The sequence below is a fragment of the Streptomyces specialis genome (genome assembly GCF_001493375.1).
In the GTDB taxonomy this organism is placed as follows: Bacteria; Actinomycetota; Actinomycetes; order Streptomycetales; family Streptomycetaceae; genus Streptomyces; species Streptomyces specialis.
Genome location: NZ_LN929896.1, coordinates 646,651 through 670,184 on the forward strand (window position 1 = coordinate 646,651; position 23,534 = coordinate 670,184).

General features: G+C 73.2%; 14 protein-coding genes and 1 pseudogene. 7 read left to right on the top strand and 8 right to left on the bottom strand.

Annotated features, from left to right (window positions below; translation table 11 throughout):
- Positions 1 to 86: 86 nt before the first annotated feature.
- Genes BN2279_RS21105 through BN2279_RS21125 form a run of 5 tightly spaced genes read right to left on the bottom strand, consistent with a single transcriptional unit; the run spans position 87 to position 5,928 of the window.
- Positions 87 to 1,178 (bottom strand): ABC transporter ATP-binding protein, encoded by a 1,092-nt coding sequence (locus BN2279_RS21105; protein ID WP_059011918.1) that lies wholly within the window; start codon positions 1,176 to 1,178, stop codon positions 87 to 89.
- The gene (locus BN2279_RS21110) at positions 1,175 to 2,230 is read right to left on the bottom strand and encodes an ABC transporter ATP-binding protein (RefSeq protein WP_059011920.1); all 1,056 of its coding nucleotides are present in this window, start codon (positions 2,228 to 2,230) and stop codon (positions 1,175 to 1,177) included. Before BN2279_RS21110 ends, BN2279_RS21105 begins: the two co-directional genes overlap by 4 nt.
- A gap of 6 nt (positions 2,231 to 2,236) precedes the next feature.
- Positions 2,237 to 3,208: an ABC transporter permease gene (locus tag BN2279_RS21115; protein WP_059011922.1), complete on the bottom strand. Its 972-nt coding sequence runs from the start codon at positions 3,206 to 3,208 to the stop codon at positions 2,237 to 2,239.
- The gene (locus BN2279_RS21120; protein ID WP_059011924.1) at positions 3,208 to 4,212 is read right to left on the bottom strand and encodes an ABC transporter permease; all 1,005 of its coding nucleotides are present in this window, start codon (positions 4,210 to 4,212) and stop codon (positions 3,208 to 3,210) included. Before BN2279_RS21120 ends, BN2279_RS21115 begins: the two co-directional genes overlap by 1 nt.
- Positions 4,213 to 4,260: 48 nt before the next feature.
- Positions 4,261 to 5,928, bottom strand: a complete 1,668-nt coding sequence (locus BN2279_RS21125; RefSeq protein WP_059011926.1) for an ABC transporter substrate-binding protein — start codon at positions 5,926 to 5,928, stop codon at positions 4,261 to 4,263.
- A gap of 610 nt (positions 5,929 to 6,538) precedes the next feature.
- Here BN2279_RS21125 and BN2279_RS21130 point away from each other — a divergent pair.
- The 7 genes and pseudogenes from BN2279_RS21130 (at position 6,539) to BN2279_RS21160 (ending at position 17,559) form a co-directional block, all read left to right on the top strand.
- Positions 6,539 to 8,575: an alpha-1,4-glucan--maltose-1-phosphate maltosyltransferase gene (locus BN2279_RS21130; RefSeq protein WP_059011928.1), complete on the top strand. Its 2,037-nt coding sequence runs from the start codon at positions 6,539 to 6,541 to the stop codon at positions 8,573 to 8,575.
- Positions 8,572 to 10,275 carry a maltose alpha-D-glucosyltransferase gene (gene treS, locus BN2279_RS21135; protein ID WP_059011930.1) on the top strand — a complete coding sequence of 568 codons (1,704 nt, stop codon included), beginning with the start codon at positions 8,572 to 8,574 and terminating at the stop codon, positions 10,273 to 10,275. The genes BN2279_RS21130 and treS overlap by 4 nt, the downstream gene beginning before the upstream one ends.
- Positions 10,276 to 10,483: 208 nt before the next feature.
- Complete coding sequence (locus tag BN2279_RS21140) at positions 10,484 to 11,944, top strand: maltokinase N-terminal cap-like domain-containing protein (RefSeq protein ID WP_059011933.1); 1,461 nt, start codon at positions 10,484 to 10,486, stop codon at positions 11,942 to 11,944.
- 169 nt (positions 11,945 to 12,113) lie between these two features.
- Entirely contained in the window at positions 12,114 to 14,267 is a 2,154-nt protein-coding gene (glgB, locus tag BN2279_RS21145) for a 1,4-alpha-glucan branching enzyme (RefSeq protein WP_059012640.1), read from the top strand.
- A gap of 19 nt (positions 14,268 to 14,286) precedes the next feature.
- Complete coding sequence (locus BN2279_RS21150) at positions 14,287 to 16,170, top strand: sialidase family protein (RefSeq protein ID WP_059011935.1); 1,884 nt, start codon at positions 14,287 to 14,289, stop codon at positions 16,168 to 16,170.
- 226 nt (positions 16,171 to 16,396) lie between these two features.
- Positions 16,397 to 17,059: pseudogene (locus tag BN2279_RS21155) on the top strand (pyridoxal-phosphate dependent enzyme); the annotation flags it as partial.
- Positions 17,060 to 17,091: 32 nt separating this feature from the next.
- The gene (locus tag BN2279_RS21160) at positions 17,092 to 17,559 is read left to right on the top strand and encodes a pyridoxal-phosphate dependent enzyme (RefSeq protein WP_234348029.1); all 468 of its coding nucleotides are present in this window, start codon (positions 17,092 to 17,094) and stop codon (positions 17,557 to 17,559) included.
- A 66-nt stretch (positions 17,560 to 17,625) separates the two neighbouring features.
- Here the strand turns inward: BN2279_RS21160 and BN2279_RS21165 are convergent, their stop codons facing one another.
- From BN2279_RS21165 to BN2279_RS21175, 3 genes are all read right to left on the bottom strand, one after another.
- Complete coding sequence (locus tag BN2279_RS21165; protein WP_159037300.1) at positions 17,626 to 20,946, bottom strand: S8 family serine peptidase; 3,321 nt, start codon at positions 20,944 to 20,946, stop codon at positions 17,626 to 17,628.
- 143 nt (positions 20,947 to 21,089) lie between these two features.
- A complete protein-coding gene (locus BN2279_RS21170; protein ID WP_059011940.1) occupies positions 21,090 to 21,980 on the bottom strand; it encodes an alpha/beta fold hydrolase in 891 nt (296 codons plus the stop codon).
- On the bottom strand, positions 21,977 to 23,479 hold the full coding sequence (locus tag BN2279_RS21175) for a flavin-containing monooxygenase (RefSeq protein ID WP_059011942.1): 1,503 nt from the start codon (positions 23,477 to 23,479) through the stop codon (positions 21,977 to 21,979). Before BN2279_RS21175 ends, BN2279_RS21170 begins: the two co-directional genes overlap by 4 nt.
- Positions 23,480 to 23,534: the final 55 nt, after the last annotated feature.

Here is a 23,534-nt window from a genome sequence, read left to right on the forward strand (position 1 = left end):
CGTAGCCGGGCCCCGGGGGCCCCCGCGTCGGATTCCAGCCGATTCAACTGGATTCTTACCGGTAAACCACCCCCGGGGACCACCGTTCACCCGTCGGTCATCGTCTCCCGGGCCGGTTCGGCGGCCTCCCGGGGCGGCGGGACGTCGCGCAGGACGCGCGGGGCCAGCTCGGTGGTGGGCCGGACGGTGCCGTCCGCGATCCCGGCGGCGTAGTGGCACGCCACGCGGTGGCCGCCGCCGATGTCGGTCAGCTCGGGGCGCTCGGTGTCGCAGCGCTCCGGCTGCCGCCACGGGCAGCGGGTGTGGAAGCGGCAGCCGGCCGGGGGGCTCGCCGGGGACGGCAGGTCGCCCCGGAGCAGGATCCGTTCGCGGTTGTCCTCCAGGTCGGGGTCCGGCACCGGGACGGCCGACATCAGCGCCCGGGTGTACGGGTGGCGGGGCTCGGCGTACAGGGTGTCGCTGTCCGCCTCCTCCACCAGCCCGCCCAGGTACATGACGCCGACGCGGTCGGAGATGTGCCGGACCACGGCCAGGTCGTGGGCGATGACGACATAGGTCAGGCCGAGGGAGTCCTGGAGCTCCTCCAGCAGGTTCAGCACCTGCGCCTGGACGGAGACGTCGAGGGCGGAGACCGGCTCGTCGCAGATGATGAGGTCCGGCTCCAGGACCAGGGCGCGGGCGATGCCGATGCGCTGCCGCTGGCCGCCGGAGAACTCGTGGGGGTAGCGGGACAGGGCGCCGGCGGGCAGGCCGACCCGCTCCAGGACGTCCCTGATCCTCGCGCGGCGGCCGGCCCGGCCGTCGCCGAGGCCGTGGGCGGCCATGCCCTCGGTGAGGGCGGACTCGATGTTCTGCCGGGGGTCGAGGCTGCCCAGCGGGTCCTGGAAGATCATCTGGAGCCGGCGGCGGGCGCGGCGCATCGCCTCGCCGGGCAGCGCGGCCAGGTCGGTGCCGTCGAAGAGCACACGTCCCGAGGTGATGTCGGTCAGCCGCAGCACGGCCCGGCCGAGGGTGGTCTTGCCGCAGCCGGACTCGCCGACCAGCCCGTACGTCCGGCCTGCCTCGACGGTCAGCGACACCCCGTCCACGGCGTGGACGTACCCGACGACGCGGTCGAAGAGCAGGCCCCGCCGGACCGGGAAGTGCACCTTCACGTCGTCCAGTTCGAGCAGGCTCACGCGGACGCCTCCCTCTCCGTCGGGGTGTCCGCCGCGGCGGAGCCCTCGTTCCCCACCGGGTGGACGCAGCGGACCAGATGGCCCCCGGTGGCGCCGGGCAGCGCGGTCAGCTCCGGGGTCGCGTCCAGGCACTCCAGGGTGTAGCGGTCGCAGCGGGGCGCGAACGCGCAGCCGTCGGGCCAGGACAGGCGGTCGTTGATGGAGCCCCGGACCGGGTGGAGCCGCTCGCCGCGCGGCGCGTCCAGGCGCGGGACGGAGCCGAGCAGGCCGTGCGCGTACGGGTGGGCGGGGGCGGCGAACAGCGCGCGCCGCCCGGCGGCCTCGACCACCTTGCCGGCGTACAGCACGTGGACGGAGTCGCAGATCCCGGCGACGACGCCCAGGTCGTGGGTGATCATCAGCAGCGCGGTGCCCTGGTCGTCGACCAGCTCCCGCAGCAGCTCCAGGATCTGCGCCTGGATCGTCACGTCCAGGGCCGTGGTCGGCTCGTCGGCGATCAGCAGGCGCGGGGCGCAGGCCACGGCCATCGCGATGAGGGCGCGCTGCCGCATGCCGCCGGAGAGCTGGTGCGGGTACTCCTTGAGCCGGCGGGTGGGGTCGGGGATGCCGCCCCGTTCCAGCAGGTGCGCGGCCTCGGCGCGGGCGGCCCGGCCGCGCAGGCCGCGGTGGCGGGTGAGGACCTCGGTGACCTGGACGCCGATGGGGACGACGGGGTTGAGGGAGGACAGCGGGTCCTGGAAGATCATCGCGAGCTGTCTGCCGCGCAGGTCGCGCAGGGCGGCCGGGGGCAGGGACAGCAGGTCCACGGGGTCCGGGCCGGAGTGCCGGAACACCGCCCGTCCCCCGACCCGTACGCCCCGCCTGGGCAGCAGGCCCATCAGCGCGAGCGAGGTGACGCTCTTGCCGCAGCCGGACTCGCCGACCAGTCCGGCGACCTCGCCCTCGGCGACGGTGAAGGAGACGCCGCAGACGGCGTCGGTGCCGGGGCCGCGCCGGCCGCCGTCGCGCCCGGTGAAGGTGACCGACAGTTCTTCCACGGACAGCAGGGTCATGGCGCGTCAGCCTCGCAGCTTCGGGTCGAGTGCTTCCCGCAGGGCCTCGCCGAGCAGGGTGAAGCCGAGGGCGGTGACGATGATGCCGAGCGCCGGGCACACCGCCATCAGCGACGCCTGGTCGAGGAGGTCCTCGGGGACGAAGAACCGCTCGGCCTGGGCGAGCATGACGCCCCACTCGGGCTGGGCGGCATCCGGGTTGCCAAGACCCAGGTACGACAGGGCCGCCGCCTCGATGATGGCGGTGGCCAGCGCCAGCGTGGTCTGCACGATGACCGGGCCGAGGGAGTTGGGCAGCACGTGCGCCAGCACGACACGGCGGCGGCGCACGCCCAGGGCGCGGGCGGCCAGCACGTAGTCGGCGTGGGCCTGGGCGAGCATGGAGCCGCGCAGCAGCCGGGCGAACACCGGGATCTGCACGACGCCGACCGCGATCATCACGGTGGTCAGGCTCTGCCCCATGACGGCGGCGACGCTGACGGCGAGCAGCAGCGAGGGCAGCGCCAGCAGCATGTCCACGCCGCGCATCAGCACGGTGTCGAGGCCGCGCCCGGCCCGGCCGCCGAAGGCGAGGGCGGCGCCGGAGACGCCGCCGACGAGGGCGCCGGCGACGAGGCCGATGAGGGTGGAGACGACGCCGACCAGCAGGGTGTGCCGGGCGCCGACGAGGAGGCGGGAGAACTGGTCGCGGCCGAGGTGGTCCAGGCCGAGCCAGTTCCCGGAGCGGGGGCCGACGAAGAGCGCGCGGTTGACGAAGACCTCGTCGCGCCAGGTCTGGGCGGTGGGGTCGTGCGGGGCGAGCCACGGGCCGACGACGGCGATCACCACGAACACCGTGATGACGGCCGCGCCGGTCAGGGCCATCTTGCTGCCGCGCAGCCGGCGCAGCGCCTCGGTCCACAGGCCGGCGCCGGTGGTGGTGTCGCGCCGCGCGGTCAGCTCCGCGAGGCGGTCCAGCTTCTCCGTCCTGATGGTCATCAGTTCACCCGCACCCTCGGATCGATGACGCTGTAGGCGACATCGACCATCAGGTTGACGAGCACGTACAGCAGGGCGATGAGCAGGATGAACCCCATCAGCGTCGGGTAGTCGCGGGCGTCGATGGCGTCCGCGACGAACCGGCCGATGCCGCCGAACGCGAAGACCGACTCGGTGAGCACCGCGCCCGACAGGAGGCTGCCGGTGAGCAGGCCCACGGTGGTGACCACGGGCAGCAGGGCGTTGCGCAGCACGTGCCGGCCGCGCACGACGCGCTGCCGCAGGCCCTTGGACTCGGCGGTGCGGACGTAGTCCTCGGTGAGCACCTCCAGGACACCGGCGCGGGTGATGCGGACGATGACGGCCAGCGGGATGGAGGCGAGGGCGACGCCGGGCAGGATCAGGTGCTCCACGGCGTCGAGGGACGCGTCCCATTCGCCGGTGAGCAGCCCGTCGAGGACGGAGAAGCCGGTGACCTCGGTGGCGTCGATGCCGGTGCTCCGGCGTCCGGCGCTGGGCAGCCAGCCCAGGTTGACGGCGAAGACCGCCTTGAGGATGAGGGCGAAGAAGAAGACGGGGACGCACACGCCGAGCAGCGAGCCGGAGACGGCGGCGGCGTCGAGCCAGCTCCCCCGCCGGCGGGCCGCGACGTAGCCGAGGGGGATGCCGACGACGACGGCGATCAGCATGGCGGTCAGGGCGAGTTCGGCGGTGGCGGGGAAGCGGAGGGTGAACTCCTCCCACACCGGGCGGCTGGTCTGGGTCGAGGTGCCCAGGTCGAGCCGGGCCAGCCGTTCGAGCCAGCGGCCGTACTGGACCCACAGCGGCTCGTCGAGGCCGAGGGCGGCCTCGATCTGCCGCCGGTCGGCCTCGGTGGCGCGTTCGCCCAGCAGCGCCGAGGCCGGTCCGCCGGGCAGCCGGTGGATCCAGAGGAACAGCAGCACCGTCAGGCCGAGCAGGGTGGGGACGAGCTGGAGCAGCCTGCGGACGATGAGACGGAGCACCGAGGGGTTCCCCTTTCTGTTCGCCGTTCCGTCTGCCGTGGCCGGGCGCTACCGGAACGAGACCTCGGCGAAGTTCTCCTGGGTGAGCGGCGAGACCGTCGGGGGGTTGACGTCCGGCGAGAACGCGATGGACGGCGGCGAGCTGGAGATCGGCACGCCGGGCAGGAAGTCCATGACGTACTCGTTGATCTCCTGGTAGAGGCCGACGCGGGTCTCGACGTCGGGCTCGGAGGAGGCGGCGGCCATCATCGCGAACAGCTCCTCGTTCTCGAAGCCCCACTCCTTGGAGTAGTCGGCGAACCAGGTGCCCAGGAAGTTGTAGGCGTCGTTGAAGTCGCCGGTCCAGCCCAGGAGGTAGATGTCGCAGCCGCCGTCCCTGGTGGTCTCCGTGTAGTCCGGGTTCCACTTCAGCGGCACCGGGTTGACGGTGATGCCGGCGTCCTCCAGGTCGGAGCGGAGCAGTTCGTAGATGTCGGCAGGGGCCGGCATGTACGGGCGGGTGACCTCGGTCGGGTAGCAGAAGTCGAGGGCGAGGTCCTCGTGTCCGGCCGCGGCCAGCAGGTCCCGGGCGCGCTGCGGGTCGTGCGCGTAGGTGGTGACGTCCTCGGAGTGGCCGTCGACGGTGTGCGGCACGAACTGGGTGGCGACGACGCCACCTTCGGGCAGTTGGGTGGCGACGATGTTCTCCCGGTCCATGGCGTGCGCGATGGCCTGACGCACCTCCAGCTCGCCGAGGGCGTCCTGCCGGTCCTGGGTGATGCCGAGGTACAGGATGTTGAACACGTCGCGCGTCGGGACCTGGAAGCCGTCGGCCTCCAGCGTCGCCACGTCGGCGGGCGCGACCAGGTCGTATCCGTGGATGTCACCGGCCTGGAGCGCCTGGCGGCGGGCGTCCTCCTCCGGGATGGTCCGGAAGACGAGCTCCCCGACGCCGGCCGGGTCGCCCCAGTAGTCGTCGAAGCGGGTGAGGGTGACCTCGCCGTTGCCCTTGTCCCAGTCGGTGACGCGGAACGGGCCGGTGCCGGCGACCGTGCCGGCCCGCTGGCTGTAGTCGGGGAAGGTGATGTTCTCGCCCTCGCCGGCGGCCTCGTCCTGTGCGTACGCCTCCAGCGACTTCGGGGAGTGGATGCCGAACGCGTCGAGGGAGAAACCGCCGGGGTAGTTGGCCGACGGCTCGGCGACCTCGATCACCGCGGTCAGCTCGTCCGGGGCCTCGCAGCCCACGTAGTTGGGGTCGGGGGTCTCCTCGCTCTCGTTCTCCGCGAAGCCCCCGAAGACGGCCTGCCAGTAGTAGGAGAGCGTGGTGTTCTGGTACGTGCCCGACCAGTTGTACCAGCGGTCGAAGTTGGCGCAGACCGCTTCGCCGGTGAGGCGCTCGCCGTCGTGGAACGTCACGCCGTCACGGAGGTGGAAGGTCCACTCGGTGCCCTCGGGGTCGCTCTCCCAGGTCTCGGCGAGCCCGCCGACCAGTTCGGTGCCGCCCGGTTCGGTGGCGAGCAGCGTCTCGAACGCCTGGCGGGTGACCCGGAAGGTCTCGCCGTCGCTGGCCAGTCCGGGGTCCAGCGACGCCGGGTCGCCCGCGGCGCCGAAGACGAAGGTCCCGGAGTCGCCCCCTGATCCGTCGTCGTCCCGGTCGCTGGCGCAACCGGTCACGATCACGCCGGCCGTGACGACAGTCGCGAGGATTTTCGCGGTGCGCGGGCTGATGATGCGCATTTTCCACCTCAACGGGTTGGCGGTGGTAAGGCGTTTCGGTGGACGGCACATTACTGCGCATGTACATAGCTGTGAACCGCATACCGGACGGCGATATCGAGCTGAGACTCGCCCAATTTACACGGATAAAGCACCGCCATCCGGGCGGAGTTGGCCGCCCGAGGACCGCCGGCCGACCCCAGTGGCCCCACGCGTGTCCCCCGGCCCCACGCGTGCGGCACAACGGGCGGCGCACGTCACGCGCGCACCGCGGCGGGGGCGCGCGAGCGGGGCGCAACTCCGGGGCATGAGACGGAGTGGAGCGGGCAGGCGCGCTAAGAGGATCGCGCTCCGGCCGTTATCCGGACGCGCGTATGTGACATCAGCCGCGCAACCGACGATTTCCTGACTAGATACGAGTAGGACACCCGCAACCGGATTGTCCCGACCCCTCCCGTGGGCAGACTTCGCCGAGGATCCCCCAGACGAGTGAACGCGCATCGGAGCGGCCATGCCCGGAAGCAGCCACGCAACGGCCAAGCGGCTACAAAGGACGGATTCCCGCACAATGGGGGAAAGCTCCCCTGTTGACGGATTTGACTCACCCACGACGCAGCCAGGTGATCCCCTCATGATCGGTCGCATTCCCGTCCTCGACGTCCAGCCGAGCGTTGACTGCGGGCGCCGCCCGGCCAAGGCAGTACCGGGCGAGACGTTCCTGGTCACGGCCACCGTCTTCCGCGAGGGCGCCGACGCGGTCGGCGCCAACGTGGTGCTGCGCGACCCCAACGGCCGCGGCGGGCCGTGGACTCCGATGCGGGAGCTGGCGCCCGGCACCGACCGCTGGGGCGCCGAGGTCACGCCGGACCGGGAGGGCCGCTGGACGTTCGCCGTGGAGGCGTGGGGCGACCCGGTCGCCACCTGGCGGCGGCACGCGCAGATCAAGGTACCGGCGGGCGTGGACGTCGAGTTGACGCTCACCGAGGGCGCGGACCTGCTGCGCCGGGCCGCCGCGGGCGTGCCGAAGAGCGACGGCAAGGACGCCGTCCTGGAGGCCGCCGACGCGCTGGCGGACGTGGCGGTGCCCGGCACCGCGCGGCTGGCCGCCGCGCTCACACCCGAGGTGACCGAAATCCTGCGCCGCCACCCGCTGCGCGAACTGCTGACCGCCTCCCGGCCGCTGCCGCTGCTGGTGGAGCGCGAGCGGGCGCTGTTCGGCTCGTGGTACGAGCTGTTCCCCCGCTCCGAGGGCGCCGAGGTCAGGCCGGGCGAGGCGCCGGTCTCCGGCACGTTCCGCACCGCCGCCGAGCGGCTGCCCGCCGTCGCCGAGATGGGCTTCGACGTGGTCTACCTGCCGCCGGTCCACCCCATCGGCACCGCCTTCCGCAAGGGACCGGGCGGCGCGCTGTCCAGCGATCCGCACGACGTCGGCTCGCCGTGGGCCATCGGCTCCCCGGACGGCGGTCATGACGCGATCCACCCGGATCTGGGCACCATCGAGGACTTCGACCACTTCGTCGCGGTGGCCGGGGAGCTGGGCCTGGAGATCGCCCTGGACTTCGCCCTCCAGTGCAGTCCGGACCATCCATGGGTGACCGAGCACCCGGAGTGGTTCGCCAAGCGCGCGGACGGGACGATCGCGTACGCCGAGAACCCGCCGAAGAAGTACCAGGACATCTACCCGATCTCCTTCGAGCAGGACTTCCGCGGCCTGGTCACCGAGACGCTGCGCGTCCTGCGTTTCTGGATGGCGCACGGCGTGCGGATCTTCCGCGTGGACAACCCGCACACCAAGCCGGTGGTCTTCTGGGAGAAGGTCATCGCCGAGATCAACCGCACCGACCCCGATGTCCTGTTCCTGGCCGAGGCGTTCACCCGGCCGGCGATGATGCACACGCTGGCGCGGGTCGGGTTCCAGCAGTCGTACACCTATTTCACCTGGCGCAACTCCAAGCACGAGCTGACCGAGTACCTCACCGAGCTGAGCGGCCCGGCCGCCGCTTACATGCGGCCGAATTTCTTCGTCAACACGCCCGACATCCTCCACGCCTATCTTCAGGAAGGGGGCCGGGCGGCTTTCGAGACCCGCGCGGTCCTCGCGGCGACGCTTTCACCGACCTGGGGCATGTATGCGGGATTCGAGCTGTGCGAAGGCACCCCCGCCGCGCCCGGGAGCGAAGAGTACCTGCACTCCGAGAAGTTCGAGCTGCGGCCCCGCGACTGGACCGGGGCGGACGCGGAAGGGCGTAGCATCACGCCCCTCATCACGACCCTCAACACCCTCCGGCGCAATCACCCCGCCCTTCAGCAGCTTCGCGATCTGCACTTTCACCGCACGAACAACGACCACATCCTGGCCTACTCGAAGCGCAGGCGGACACCCGACGCCGACCTTGTTCTCATCGTGGTCAACCTCGATCCTCACCACACCCACGAAGCGACGGTCTCGTTGGACATGGAGCAACTCCAGGGGTGCGGCCTCACACCCGCGCAGGAAAGTGGCGCCGAGCCCTTCCCGGTGTGCGACGAGCTCACCGGAGCGACCTACTACTGGGGCAGGGACAACTATGTGCGGCTTGAGCCGGGCCGTGCGGATGCGTACGCCTCGTCCGCCCACATCTTGGCCCTGCGACCGTCCTCACAGACCGGAGGGTCACCCAAACCATGAGCGTCAATGAGCCGGTCCCCGACAAATTCGAGGACACGCCCGCCCGCGAGCGCGACCCTGAGTGGTTCAAGCGCGCGGTCTTCTACGAGGTCCTCGTCCGGTCCTTCCAGGACAGCAACGGCGACGGAATCGGCGATCTGAAGGGCCTCACCGCCCGGCTGGACTACCTGCAGTGGCTCGGGATCGACTGCCTGTGGCTTCCGCCGTTTTTCAAGTCCCCCATGCGCGACGGCGGATACGACGTGTCCGACTACGCCGACGTGCATCCCGAGTTCGGCGACCTCGCCGACTTCGTGGAGTTCGTCGACGCCGCGCACCAGCGCGGCATGCGGGTCATCATCGACTTCGTCATGAACCACACCAGCGATCAGCACCGCTGGTTCCAGGAGTCGCGCCGCGATCCGGACGGTCCGTACGGCGATTACTACGTATGGGCCGACGACGACAAGCAGTACGAGGACGCCCGGATCATCTTCGTGGACACCGAGGCGTCCAACTGGGCCTTCGACCCGGTCCGCAAGCAGTACTACTTCCACCGGTTCTTCTCGCACCAGCCGGACCTCAACTACGAGAGCCCGGCCGTGCGGAAGGAGATCCTCTCCGCGCTGAAGTTCTGGCTGGACCTGGGGATCGACGGGTTCCGGCTCGACGCGGTGCCGTATCTGTACGCCGAGGAGGGCACCAACTGCGAAAACCTTCCTGCAACGCACGCGTTCCTGAAGCAGGTCCGCGCGGAGATCGACGCCCACTATCCGGACACCGTGCTGCTGGCCGAGGCGAACCAGTGGCCCGAGGACGTCGTGGACTACTTCGGCGACTTCGACCGGGGCGGCGACGAGTGCCACATGGCGTTCCACTTCCCGGTCATGCCGCGCATCTTCATGGCGGTCCGCCGGGAGTCGCGGTATCCGGTCTCGGAAATCCTGGCCAAGACCCCGGCGATCCCGGCGAACTGCCAGTGGGGCATCTTCCTGCGCAACCACGACGAGCTGACGCTGGAGATGGTCACCGACGAGGAACGCGACTACATGTACGCGGAGTACGCCAAGGATCCGCGGATGCGCGCCAACATCGGCATCAGGCGGCGGCTCGCGCCGCTGCTGGACAACGACCGCAACCAGATCGAGCTGTTCACGGCGCTGCTGCTGTCGCTGCCCGGCTCCCCGATCCTGTACTACGGCGACGAGATCGGGATGGGGGACAACATCTGGCTCGGCGACCGGGACGCCGTGCGCACCCCGATGCAGTGGACCCCGGACCGGAACGCGGGCTTCTCGTCGTGCGACCCGGGCCGGCTGTTCCTGCCGACGATCATGGACCCGGTCCACGGGTACCAGGTGACGAACGTCGAGGCGGCGATGAGCTCCCCGGCGTCGCTGCTGCACTGGACGCGGCGGATGGTCGAGATCCGCAAGCAGAATCCGGCGTTCGGCCTCGGCTCCTACTCCGAGCTGCCGTCATCCAACCCGGCGGTCCTGGCGTTCCTGCGGGAGCACGGGGACGACCTGGTGATGTGCGTCAACAACTTCTCCCGCTTCTCGCAGCCCACCGAGCTGGACCTGCGGCCCTGGGAAGGGCGCGTCCCGGTCGAGCTCATCGGCGGCGTGCGCTTCCCGCCGATCGGGGAACTCCCCTATCTGCTGACGCTGGCGGGTCACGGCTTCTACTGGTTCCGGCTGCGTAAAGCTTCGGAGTCATAAGCCGTAGAGGGCATGAAAACAGGCTTACCCCCAGCCTGCTGGGGGAAGCCTACCCATACCCCCAAGCGTTGCCCAAAGCCATCCATATGCGTGACGAGCCTCACCCGCTCGGTCGTCGTTCTCCCACGACACGTCCCGCGCCGCCGGGCAACCCACGCCGTAATCCGGGACACTTCGTCACATTATTCGTGCCCGGGGAAAGGACGCCATGACGGACAGCTCCTCGCCCCGGACGGCGCCGGTCCGGCCCTCCGACACCGCCGTCCCGCAGGGCAGCGCCATGCTGCGCTCTCTCACGGGCCTCCTCACCCGCTGGCTGCCCCGGCAGCGGTGGTTCGCCGGCAAGGGCCGCCCGCTCGGCGGTCTGACCGTGGTCTCCGCCACCGAGCTGCTGCCGTGCGGCTCGGGCGGCCCGACCCCCGGACTGCTGCACCTCCTCCTCCGCGTCCGCCAGAGCCAGGCGTCCGGCGCGCAGGGCCCGGCGTCCGGCGACTGCTACCAGCTCCTGCTCGGGGTCCGCCCGAGCCTGCCCCCCTCGCTCGCGCCCGCGCTCGTCGGCCGCCCGGCCGAGGGGCCGCTGCGCGGCAGCGTGGTGTACGAGGCGCTGCACGACCCGCGGCTCGCCGGGCTGCTGCTGGAGCGGCTGCGGGCGCCCGGCACCCTGGGCACGCTGCACTTCGGGCGCGCGCCCGGCGTCAGCATCCCGTCCGGGCTGCCCGCCCGGCTGCTGTCCAGCGAGCAGAGCAACTCGTCGGTGGTCTACGGCGACGCGTACATCCTGAAGCTCTTCCGCCGCGTCAGCCCCGGCGTCAACCCCGACCTGGAGCTGCCGCTGGCCCTCGCCGAGGCCGGGTCCCCCCGGGTCCCGGCGCCGGCCGCGTGGTTCGAGGCGGTCTGGCCGGGCACCATGACCGAGCCGCTGACCCTCGGGGTGCTGGCGCCGTTCCTCAGCGGCTCGACGGACGGCTGGCAGCTCGCGCTGCACTCCCTCAGCCGCCGCGCCGACTTCACCTCCTCCGCGCACGCCCTGGGCCGGGCCACCGCCGAGGTGCACACCGCGCTCGCCGCCGCGCTGCCGACCTCCGTGCTGCGCCGGCCGCAACTGGAGCAGGCCGCCACCGCCATGACCGAGCGGCTCACCGAGGCCGCGTCCGCCGTGCCCGCGCTGCGCCCGTACCGGGCGGGGCTGCGCGCCGCCTACGAGGCCCTCGGGGACTACGCGCGGCACGGCGGGACCTGCGTCGTGCAGCGGCTGCACGGCGACCTCCACCTCGGCCAGGTGCTGCGCAGCCCGGACCCGCGGGGGCGCGGCTGCCAGTGGTCGGTGATCGACTTCGAGGGGGAGCCGGCCCGGCCGCTCAGCGACCGGCGCCGCCCCGGGCCGGTGGTGCGGGACATCGCCGGGATGCTCCGCTCGTTCGACTACGCCGCCAGCCAGCACCCCGCCAGCGGGCCCTGGGTCGACGCCTGGTACCGCGCCAACCGCTCGGCCTACTGCCGGGGGTACGCGGAGGCGTCGGGCCACGACCCGCTGGAGCAGCCGGAGCTGCTGCGGGCCCACGAGACGGACAAGGCCGTGTACGAGGTGCTGTACGAGGCCCGCCACCGCCCCGCGTGGCTGCACGTCCCGATGGCGGCGATCCGCCGCCTGGCCACCCCGCCGGACTGACCCCACCCCCGACCGCCCGCGCTGCTCCGCCCCCACCCCCCGCCCCCACCCACCCCCCCGCCGGCACCGGCAGAGGTGTATAAGAGACCGGCCCCCCCCCCCCCCCCCCCCCCCGCACCACCCCGATCGAGAGGACTCCCCCGCCGTGCTTTCCGCCGCGCATCCGACCATGCCCGACGAGGACCGCGACCGGCTGCTGGCCGGGGCCCATCACGATCCGCACGCCCTGCTCGGCGCCCACCCCGTCCCGGAGGGCACCCTGGTGCGCGTGCTGCGCCCGTTCGCGCGGCGGGTGCGGGTGGGCGGGACCGAGCTGGCGCCGGAGGGCGACGGGCTGTTCTCCGCCGTGCTGCCGGTGTCGCGCGCCGACCTCGGCGCGTACCGCCTGGAGATCACCTACGACAACGGCACGCCGATCGAGACGGACGATCCGTACCGTTTCCTGCCCGCCCTCGGCGAGCTGGACCTGCACCTGATCGGGGAAGGCCGGCACGAGCGGCTGTGGGACGCGCTGGGCGCCCGGCCGATGACGCACGAGGGGGTGCGGGGCACCCGGTTCACCGTCTGGGCACCCGCCGCGCGGGGCGTGCGCGTCGCCGGCGACTTCAACTCCTGGGACCCCACCGGCTTCCCGATGCGGTCGCTCGGCTCGTGCGGCGTGTGGGAGCTGTTCGTGCCCGGCGTCGGACCCGGCACGCTGTACAAGTTCGACGTCCACGGCGCCGACGGCACCCACACCCTGCGGGCCGACCCGATGGCCCAGCGCGCCGAGCACCCGCCGGCCACCGCCTCGGTGGTGCACGAGAGCGCCTACCAGTGGGGCGACGCGGAGTGGATGGCACGCCGGGCCGACCGCCCCGCGCACGCCGCGCCCATGTCCGTCTACGAGCTGCACCTGGCGTCCTGGCGGCCCGGGCTGTCCTACCGGCGGCTCGCCGAGGAGCTGCCGCGGTACGTGAAGGACCTCGGGTTCACCCATGTGGAGCTGATGCCCCCGGCCGAGCACCCGTTCGGCGGATCGTGGGGCTACCAGGTGACGGGGTACTACGCGCCCACGGCCCGGCTGGGCACGCCCGACGACTTCAAGTACCTGGTGGACGCGCTGCACCGGGAGGGCATCGCGGTCCTGATGGACTGGGTCCCGGCGCACTTCCCGAAGGACGCGTGGGCGCTGGCCCGTTTCGACGGCACCCCCTGCTACGAGCCCGCCGACCCGCTGCGCGCCGAGCACCCCGACTGGGGCACGCTGACGTTCGACTACGGCCGCCGCGAGGTGCGGAACTTCCTGGTCGCCAACGCCGTGTTCTGGTGCGAGGAGTACCACATCGACGGGCTGCGGGTGGACGCCGTCGCCTCGATGCTCTACCTGGACTACTCGCGGCCCGAGGGGCAGTGGACGCCCAACGCGGACGGCGGCCGGGAGAACTGGGACGCGGTCCGCTTCCTCCAGGAGATGAACGCCACCGTCTACCGCCGCTGCCCCGGCGTGATCACCGTCGCCGAGGAGTCCACCGCCTGGGACGGCGTGACCCGGGCGACGGACCGCGGCGGCCTGGGCTTCGGCTTCAAGTGGAACATGGGCTGGATGCACGACTCGCTGCTCTACATGTCCAAGGACCCGGTGCACCGCGCGTTCCACCACGGCGAGATGACGTTCTCCATGGTCTACGCCTACTCGGAGAACTACGTGCTGCCGATCTCGCACGACGAGGTCGTGCACGGCAAGCGGTCGCTGGTGTCGAAGATGCCCGGCGACTGGTGGCGGCAGCGGGCGGGTCTGCGGGCCTACCTCGGCTTCATGTGGTCCCACCCGGGCAAGCAACTGCTGTTCATGGGACAGGAGTTCGCGCAGGGCGCCGAGTGGTCCGAGGAGGAGGGCCCGCAGTGGTGGGTGCTCGACCCGCAGTGGCCGGCCGCCGCCGACCACCGGGGCGTGCGGGATCTGGTGCGGGACCTCAACGCCCGCTACCGGGACGCCCCGGCCCTGTGGGAGCGGGACACCGAGCCGTCCGGCTTCGCCTGGGTGGACGCGGGCGCCGCCGCCGACAACGTACTGGCGTTCCTCCGCTTCGCCGCGGACGGCTCCCCGCTGCTCGCCGTGTGCAACTTCGCGCCCGTCGTCCGGCCCGACTACCGGCTCGGCGTGCCCGGCGACGTCGCCGCGTGGACGGAGGTCCTCAACACCGACGACCTGGCCTACGGCGGCTCCGGCGTGACCAATCCCGACCCGCTGAAGTCCGATCCGACGCCCAGCCACGGCCACGGGACCAGCGTCACGCCGACGCTGCCGCCGCTGGCCACCATCTGGCTCCGGCCCGCCTGACCGGGCCGGCGGACCACCCGTGCTGCTGCACAGCCCCGCGCTGCTGGCGACCCTGCTGCTCTCCGCGCTGATGGCGCTCTGGGCCTCCGCGCCCGCCACCGCCTCACCGCTGCCGCCACCGGCGGCGTCGCCGCGGACGTCATCGCCGCCTACGTCACCGCCGCCGGCCGAGCTGAGCCGGCCGTTCGAACGGGACACCGGGGGCTACGCCTGCTACCGCGTCCCCGCCGTCGTCACCGCGCCGGACGGCACGCTCCTGGCCTTCGCCGAGGCCCGGGTCGAGGACTGCTCCGACGTCGGCCACATCGATCTGGTGCTGCGCCGCTCGGCCGACGGCGGGCGGACCTGGGAGCCGCTCACCGTGCTGGCGGGCGCCGACGACGACGCCGGGTACGGCAACCCGGCGCCCGTCGTGGACGACGCCACCGGGCGCGTCACCCTCCTGTTCGCGCACAACACCTGGACCGAGGACGCCGACGGCGAGCGGATCCGGGGCCCGCGCACCCTGCGCGCGCTGCACAGCACCGACCACGGCGCGACCTGGGAGGCGGGCGGCGACCTGACCGCCCTCAAACCCGAGGGCTGGACCTGGGTCTCCGTCGGCCCCGGGCACGGCGTGCGGCTGACGCACGGCGCCCACGCCGGGCGGCTGATCGTGCCCGGCGACCACGACACCGGCGACGGCCGCTCCGGCGCCCAGCTCTACTACAGCGACGACGGCGGCCTCACCTGGCGGCTCGGCGCGGTCCACGAGGCACCGGACGGCGAGCCGCAGCCGGGCGAGCCGACCGTCGCGCAGCGCCCGGACGGCACCCTGTACGTCAACGCCCGCTCCTCGCAGACCTGCGGCACGCACGACCACCGGCTCGCCGCCGGGGCCGACGACGGCGGCGAGACGTTCGCGCCCGGCGGTTTCACGCCCGTGCCGGACCTGGACGCGCCGCCCGTCGCCGCGTCGCTGCTCGCGGTGGACGACGGCGAGCGGCTGCTGCTGTCCGCGCCCGCGCGGCCCGGCGCCGAGGCGTTCGAGGACCGGCGGGTGATGGCGATCCGCACCTCGACGGACGGCGGCGCGACCTGGCGGGAGACCGGCACCGTCATCCACCCGGGGCGGGCCGGGTACTCGGACCTGACCCCGGTGGCCGGGGCGGAGATCGGCCTGCTGTACGAGACGGAGGACGGCGGTCCGCACGGCTCGATCGCGTTCACCGCCTTCACCCTCGACGCGCTGGACGCCGCCGGCACCGATCTGGTCCTGCCGCGCACGCCCGACGAGAGCGGCCACGACAACGACGCGGTGGTGCACGGCGGGGCGGCCCTCACGGCGGACGGCCGGCCCGGTCCGGCGATGGGGTTCGACGGCGCCGACGACTACCTGCGGCTGATCGACTGCCCCGCCTCGCTCGACCTGGGCGACGGCGACTTCGCGGTCAGCACCTGGTTCCGGCACGAGGAGACCGACGGCGCGCTGCCGCTGCTGTGGGGGTACGACGACGACCCCGGCGAGCGGCAGTTCTGGCTGCGGGCCGAGCCGGGCGAGGGGCGGCTGAGCGGCGCGATCGACACCGGCACGGCCGCCGCGTCGGTGAGCACCGGCGCGGCGCACAACGACGGCGGGTGGCACCACGTCGCGTTCCAGCGGCAGGGCGGGCAGCTCCAGTTGTCGGTGGACGGCGCCGCCCCCGCCACGGCGGACGCGCCCGTGGGCGACATCTCGCCGGACGAGCCGTTCACCCTGCACATCGGCGCCCGGCCCGACTACACCGAGCTGTTCCGCGGCGCGCTGGACGACGTGCGGATCTACGGCCGGGCGCTGACCGCCGACGAGTGGGAACGGGTGCGGGCGGGGGCCACCGACGTGCCGGACGAGCGGGTGCGGCTGCCGTTCGCCACACTCACCTGACGGCCGTCCCCGGCGCCTTCCGGTCGTACGCGCGGGCCCGTGGCCGGACTCGTCGGCCGCCCGCGGCGCGGTGGTGAGGTCGTCGGCGCGGTGGGCCGACACCACGGCAGCTCCCCGGCGAGGACCCGGGCCGGCGCCTCGCGACCGGGGGCGCGGTCGAAGGCGTGCCCCCGGCGGCGGTGATCCGGGCGCCGGGGTCGGGTCTCGTTCCGCCGCCCGGCCTACGATGGGCGGCCGGACGGACTTCGAACCGGGAGCAGCGGTGATCGGCTACGACGACGTGAGGGCCGCCGCCGGGCGGATCGCGGGGCGGGTGCGGCCGGTCGCGGTGGCGTCCGGCGGGGAACGGCTGTGGTTCGCGCTGGAGTTCCTCCAGCACACCGGCACGTTCAAGGCGCGGGGCGCGCTCAACTTCACGGCGGCGGCCAGGGAGTCGGGCACCATGCCGGCGGCGGGCGTCACGATCGCCTCCGGCGGCAACGCCGGGCTCGCCTGCGCCTGGGCGGCCGGTCTGCACGGCCTGCCGGCGACGGTGTTCGTGCCGGAGACGGCGCCGACCGTGAAGGTGGCGCGGCTGCGGGAACTGGGCGCGGACGTGCGGCAGGTGGGCCGCGAGTACGCGGAGGCGGCCGAGGCGTGCGCCGCGTACGCCGCCGCGAGCGGCGCGCTTGCCTCGCACGCCTACGACCACCCGCTGATCGCGGCGGGCGCGGGCACGGTGCTGGAGGAGATCCTCGCGGCGCGGCCCGGGGTCTCGACGGTGGTGGTGGCGGCGGCGGGGGGGGGGCGCGGCGGCGGCGGGGGCGGGGGGGCGGCGGCGGGCGGCGGGGGGGGCGTGGTGGGCGGCGCGGGGGACCGCCGGGGCCTGTACCGCGGGCTTGAGGCGGGAGCCACCCGCGGATCGCGGGGGGCGCGGGCACGGTGCTGGAGGAGATCCTCGCGGCGCGGCCCGGGGTCTCGACGGTGGTGGTGGCGGCGGGCGGCGGCGGGCTGTTCGCGGGCGTGGCCGCGGCGGCGGCGGAACGCGGCGTGCGGGTCGTGGTGGCCGAGCCGGAGCACTGCCGGGCCCTGAACGCCGGGCTGGCGGCGGGCGAGCCGGTGGACGTCCCGGTCCGTTCGGTCGCGGCCGACTCCCTCGGCGCCCGCCGCGCCTCGGCGGACGCGGTGCGCTGGGCCGCCCGTCCGCACGTCCGGTCGGTGCTGGTCCCCGACGAGGCGATCACGGCGGCCCGGCGGGAGGTGTGGCGCACCCACCGGATCGCGGTCGAGCACAGCGCGGCCACGGCCCTGGCGGCGCTGCGCACCGCCGCCCATGTCCCGGCCCCGGACGAGGAGACGTGCGTCGTCCTGTGCGGCGCCAACACGGACCCCTCCGACCTGGCGCGCTGAAACCGCCGTGGCGGCGCGGCCCTGCCGGCCGACGGGTGATCGGCCGGCAGGACCGCCGTCCGGCGGTCAGCCGGTGGTGCGGTAGGCGTCGATGACGGTCTGCGTCGTGCTGTTGCCCTGCTGGTCGGTGACCTCGGCGCGGAACGAGACGGTGCCGCCGGCGGCGGGGTTGGTGACCTTCACCCGTCCGTCGCGGACAGGTGTCTCGCGCCAGGTGTCGCCGCCGTCGAAGGAGACGGAGACGGTCAGCGAGTCCAGGTTGTCCCCGGCCGCCGAGCCCTGCACGGTGACCGGGACGCGCGTCACGCGCCCGGCCGGGGCGGTGGAGTCCAGTGCCAGATCCGGGGTGAACCGGACGACGCTGTACGGCAGTTCGGTGTACTCCTGGCCGGGGACGGCGGCGGAGGTGAAGGTGAAGGCGGCGGTGATCCGGGTGCTGACCGAGGCGAGGGGCTCGCCCCGGTGGAACTCGGTCACCAGCTCGTAGTCGGCCTCCTCCGGCGGCACCTCGAAGTACGCGCCGTCCAGGCCGGTGTCGGTCGTGGCGTACTCCTCGCCGTTCCGGTACAGGGTGGTGGTGCCGCTGTCGTACGCGGCGTAGGTCCGGTGCCCGTCGCCGTCGGCGAACGGGAAGATCTCGCCGTAGATCGCGTCGCCCTCGCGCAGGAGATGGCCCTCGTCCCCGGCGAGCGGGCCGAAGACGCCGGTGTTGAACGTCTCGCGGTAGCGCTCGCCCGCCTCGTAGGTGTTGCTGTACGACGTGGACCAGATCACCTCGTTCCCCTCGGCGTCGAACTGCCAGAACTCCTGGCTGTACGCGCCGGCGCGGGCGTCGACGTACACCTCCGTGGTGTGGGGCAGCGCCCGCTCCTCGGCCGTGAAGACCATGCGGGACTGGACGTATGGGTAGGTGGCGAGCACGCCGGACGCGCCCTCGACCGACGAGCCCACGCCGGTGGTGATCCGGGCCAGGTCGTCCTGACCGACATGGCGGTCGAGCCCGTGGAACAGCTCCCCTTCCCGTACCTCGGCGGTGTAGTACTCCCGGCCTGACCGTTCCCACTTCGCGCTGACGACGGAGTGGTCGAACGCCCAGCCGTCGCCGATCGGTCCGAGCTGCGCGGTGCGGAAGCCGTCGGGGAGGTCGGGCAGCATCAGGATGCCGTAGAAGCCCCAGTCGCTGTCGAGTTCGTCCAGCTCGTAGGCGACGCTGAGGTCGGTCAGTTCGGCGCGGCGGTCGTCCACGGTCACGTCGATTTCGGCGGCTTCGCGCGTGTCGACGGTGAGGGTGGTGTCCTCGGTCAGGGACACGCCGGGATCGATCAGCCAGTCCACGCCGGTGGCGTCCGCGACGCCCGTGCCGCCGTGGAAGACCGTGGTCTCGACCAGGTAGTCGCCCGGCGCCAGCCGGAAGGTGCGGGTGCCCTCGCCGTCGCCGGACACGCGGGGCTCGTCGGCGAAGCGGCCGACGAGTTCGTTGGCGAAGGCTTCCCAGTACGGGGCGGGTTCGCCGTCGCGGCCGATGACCTCGACGGTGAGGTCGTACATCTCCGCCTCGTGCTCGACCACGCCCGCGGTGGTGACGCTCTGCCCGCCGCCGGGCTCGGTGGCGGTGACGTACGCGGTGTAGGTGCCGAACACGACGCCGCCCTCGGTGTCGGCGGTGACCTCGACCGTGGCGGTGCCCGAGGCGGGCACGGTCACCTCGTCCGCGCCGAGGGTGAACGTGCCGTCGGGTGCCGCGGCGCCCTCCGGGTTCACGCCCCGGACGGACAGGTCCAGCGTGACGTCGTCCTCGCCGAGGTTGCGGTAGGTCACCTCGCGGGTGACCGGCTCGTCGTCCTGGTGCGGCCAGGTCGCGACGCCGAAGTCGAGGGTGCCGGACTCGGTGACGACGGTCTGGTCGAGGGCCGAGGCGGCGTCCACCCGGCCGGTGCCCTGCTGGTACGCGCCGTAGCTCGCACCCGGCTCGGCGGAGGCGGTCAGCGCGGCCTTGAGCTGTTCACCGGTCCAGTCGGGGTGCTGCTGGGCCAGCAGCGAGGCGGCGCCCGCGACGTGGGGCGCCGCCATGGAGGTCCCCGACAGCGCGAGGTAGCCCTCCGCGACCGGCTCCTCGGACTCCGCGTACTCGCTGCCGGGCGCGGCGGCGGCGGCGATGTTCACGCCGGGGCCGGTGATGTCCGGCTTGATCGTGTCGTCGGCGTGCTCGCCGGTGGACGAGAAGTCGGCCAGCACGTCGGACTTGTCGACCGCGCCCACGGTGAGCGCGGCCTCGGCGGTGCCGGGGCTGCCGACCGTGCCCGGGTACGGGCCGTCGTTGCCCGCCGAGACGACGAACAGGGCGTCGGTCTCCGCGGAGAGCGCGTCGATGGCGTCGACCAGCGGATCGGCCTGCCCGGGCTCCGTCTCGGCGCCGAGGCTCATGTTGACGATGTCGGCGCCCTGCTCGACGGCCCACTCCATGCCCGCGATGATCCCGGACTCGAAGCCCCGGCCGCTGTCGTCGAGCACCTTGCCGTTGAGCAGCGCCGCGCCGGGCGCGACGCCGGTGTAGGTGCCGCCGGAGGCGGCGCCGGTCCCGGCGGCGATGGAGGCGACGTGGGTGCCGTGCCCGACGTGGTCGTCGGTGTCGGCGGCGTCGGTGAAGTTCTCGGCGGCGACGACGCTGCCGGCCACGTCCGGGTGCTGCTCGCTGATGCCGGTGTCCAGGACGGCGATGGTGACGCCCTCGCCGTCGTATCCGGCCTCCCACGCCTCGGGCGCCCCGATCTGCGGGACGCTCTCGTCGAGGTCGGCCCGCACCAGGCCGTCCAGCGCGATGGACTCGATGCCGGGCGCGGCGGACAGGGTCCTGGCGTCGCCGCCGGCCGTGAGCGATTCCCAGAGGGCGGCCACCTCGTCGCCTCCGACGGTCAGCGCCTCGCCGTCGATGGCGTCCAGTGAGGTCGCGTCGCCCCCTCCGCGTCGCGAACTCGTGGACATGCCCTCCTCGTACGTGACGATGAGCGGCAGCGCCGTGTCGGCGCCGTACTCCTCGCGGCTCAGCTCGGTGATGTCGAAGAGCCGCCGGTCGAGCGTGCCGTCGCGCAGCATCGGCTCGACGTCCTGCGGGATCACCTCGACGTGGCCGCCGTCGTCGGAGACGTGGACGGGTATGTCCTCGCGTCCCTCGGCGCGGACCAGCCCCCGTAGCTTCCCCTGGTCGTCGACGACGACCCGGTCCCCGGTGATCAGCGTGATCATGCGTGACGCGGCGGGCTCCCCGGACCCGCCGCCCCCCGGCAGCGGTTCCTGTCCCCCCGCGACGGGAGCGGTCAGCCCGGCGCCGACCGCCGCGCAGACCAGGGCGGCACCGAGCCGCGCTCCCGTTCGTCGTTTCCGTTTCACCTGTGTCTTCTCCCCTCGGGCCTTCCGGCGCCCTGAACATACCCCGTATGCATACCGCGTAGGGTAAGACGCGGGGAGGGGCCCGGCGGCTGCCCGGGAGAGGTGAGGGATTGGTGGGGAACCGGTGGCGGTCCGGCGGGACGTCAAGCGGCGGACCGGTCGGCCGCCTCGGTGTCGCGGATGAACCCGGCGGCCAGGGCGGTGAGTTCACCGGCCCGCTCGATCTGCGGCAGGTGGCCGGTGGCGGTCAGCAGGTGGCCGCGCGCGTGGGGCAGCGCGACCAGGGCCGCGGTGAGGTGGTGGGCGGGCAGCACGGTGTCCGCGTCGCCCCACAGCACCAGCGTCGGGATGCGGGCCTCGGCGAGCGCCGTCAGCAGCCTGCGGCGCCAGCCGGGATACGTGCCCAGCAGCGGGACGCCGAGGCTGAGGGCCGTGCCCAGGAACGTGGCGCGGAAGTCCGGCTGCCTCCCGACCGTGCCCGCGTGCCGGATCATCTCCTCGGTGGCGTGCGCGGGGTCGAAGAACAGGTCCCGGTTGACCTGGGCCCCGGCCCGGCGGGCACGCGGCCGGAACCGCCCGCCGACGACCGGCGCGGCGGACAGCAGGGCGTAGGCCATCGGCAGCACCGGGACGTTCGCCTCGCGGCCGAAGCCCGCGCTGCCGGCCAGGACCAGCCCCGCCACGCGCCCGGGGTGCGCGACGGCGACCGTCATCGCGACGGCGCCGCCGAGCGAGTTGCCCATCAGGTACACCGGGCGCCGCTCGTCCAGCGCGTCGAGGACACCCACCACCGCCCGCGCGAAGCCCGCCAGCCCCGGGCGGCCCTTCGCCCGGCGGGTCAGCCCGAAGCCGGGCAGGTCCATGCTGACGACCCGGTGCTCGCGGGCCAGCAGGTCGTGCGCGGGCACCCAGTCCTCCAGGCTGCGCCCGATGCCGTGCAGCAGCAGCACCGGCGGCCCGTCCTGCGGGCCCGACACCCGCACCCGGACGGCGAGCCCGCCGAGGTCGAGGTAGGTCGCGTCGGCGGCGCTCACCGGCGGGCCTCCACCGGCTCGGACGCCTCGCGCAGCGCGGAGCGTGGCGTCGCCCGGAGCGACCTGAGGCTCGTCCGCAGCGTCGTGGCGGCGTCCAGCGGGTAGTTCTGCCGGACCTTCCACGGGGCGCGGTCGCCCTGGCGGGGGAAGGCGTCGATGGAGCGGCGGACGTATCCGGAGGCGAGGTCGAGCAGCGGGCGTGCCGACAGCTCGCGGTCGGGGTGCGGCTCGACGGCGGCGTAGCCGTGGCGCTTCATGTGGTTGAGCACCTTGCACACCAGCCGCGACGTCAGGTCCGCGCGCAGCGTCCAGGAGGCGTTGGTGTAGCCGACGCAGACGGCGAAGTTCGGCACGCCGGTCAGCATCGCGCCGCGCCACACGAACTGCCGCGACAGGTCGACGGCCCGGCCGTCCACGTGCGGGGTGATGCCGCCGAAGGCGAGCAGCCGCAGCCCGGTGGCGGTCACCACGACGTCCGCCTCCAGCACCCGGCCGGTCTTCAGCCGGATGCCCTCGGGCACGAACGTGTCGATGTGGTCGGTGACGACACTCGCCCGGCCCTTCCGGATCGTCCGGAACAGGTCCGCGTCGGGGATGGCGCACAGCCGCTGGTCCCACGGGTCGTAGGAGGGCGTGAAGTGCTCCCGGACCGCATCCGGGTCGCCGAGGAAGCGGACGGCCAGCTTGTTCAGCAGGCGGCGGGCGGTGTCGGGGCGGCGGCGGCAGAGCTGGTAGATCCCGGTGCTGATCATGATGTTCTTGGTCCTGATGACCCGGTACGCGGCATTCTCCGGCAGGAACGCGCGCAGCCGGTCGGCCGCCTTGTCCCGGCTGCGCAGCGGCGTGATCCAGGTCGGCGACCGCTGGAGCATTGTGACGTGCGCGGCGTCCCGCGCCATCGACGGCACCAGCGTCACGGCCGTCGCGCCGCTGCCGATCACGACGACGCGCTTGCCCTCGTACGCCAGGTCCTCCGGCCAGAACTGCGGGTGGACGACCTGCCCGCGGAACAGCTCCACGCCGGGGAAGTCCGGCGCGTGGCCCCGCTCGTAGTCGTAGTAACCGGCGCAGGAGTAGAGGAAGTCGCAGGTGAGGGTGCGCCGTTCGGTGCCGCCGTCCTCGCCGGTCCGCTCGACGGTCAGCGTCCACCGCGCGCTGCGCGTGGACCAGTCGGCCGAGACGACCTTGGTGCGGTAGTGGATGTGGCGGTCGATCCCCGACTCCCGGGCCGTCTCCTGGATGTACCGCAGGATCGAGGCGCCGTCGGCGATCGACTTCTCCCCCCGCCACGGCCGGAACGGATAGCCGAGCGTGAACATGTCGGAGTCGGAACGGATGCCGGGATAGCGGAAGAGGTCCCACGTCCCGCCCATCGCCGCCCTGGCCTCCAGGAGCGCGAAGGACCGGTCGGGGCACTCGGTCCGCAGGCGGTGGGCGGCGCCCACGCCCGACAGGCCGGCGCCGACGATCACGACATCGAGGTGTTCGGGGAGAGCCATGGTTCCAGGATGCGAACGGTCACGGCACGGCACTTGACCTCACGCGACAAACGCT

Bases quoted from the DNA above. Each gene is read 5' to 3' on its own strand.
- BN2279_RS21125 (WP_059011926.1), bottom strand. From the start codon at position 5,928: ATGCGCATCATCAGCCCGCGCACCGCGAAAATCCTCGCGACTGTCGTC.
- BN2279_RS21115 (WP_059011922.1), bottom strand. From the start codon at position 3,208: ATGACCATCAGGACGGAGAAGCTGGACCGCCTCGCGGAGCTGACCGCG.
- BN2279_RS21175 (WP_059011942.1), bottom strand. From the start codon at position 23,479: ATGGCTCTCCCCGAACACCTCGATGTCGTGATCGTCGGCGCCGGCCTG.
- glgB (WP_059012640.1), top strand. From the start codon at position 12,114: ATGCCCGACGAGGACCGCGACCGGCTGCTGGCCGGGGCCCATCACGAT.
- BN2279_RS21140 (WP_059011933.1), top strand. From the start codon at position 10,484: ATGACGGACAGCTCCTCGCCCCGGACGGCGCCGGTCCGGCCCTCCGAC.
- BN2279_RS21130 (WP_059011928.1), top strand. From the start codon at position 6,539: ATGATCGGTCGCATTCCCGTCCTCGACGTCCAGCCGAGCGTTGACTGC.
- BN2279_RS21110 (WP_059011920.1), bottom strand. From the start codon at position 2,230: ATGACCCTGCTGTCCGTGGAAGAACTGTCGGTCACCTTCACCGGGCGC.
- treS (WP_059011930.1), top strand. From the start codon at position 8,572: ATGAGCGTCAATGAGCCGGTCCCCGACAAATTCGAGGACACGCCCGCC.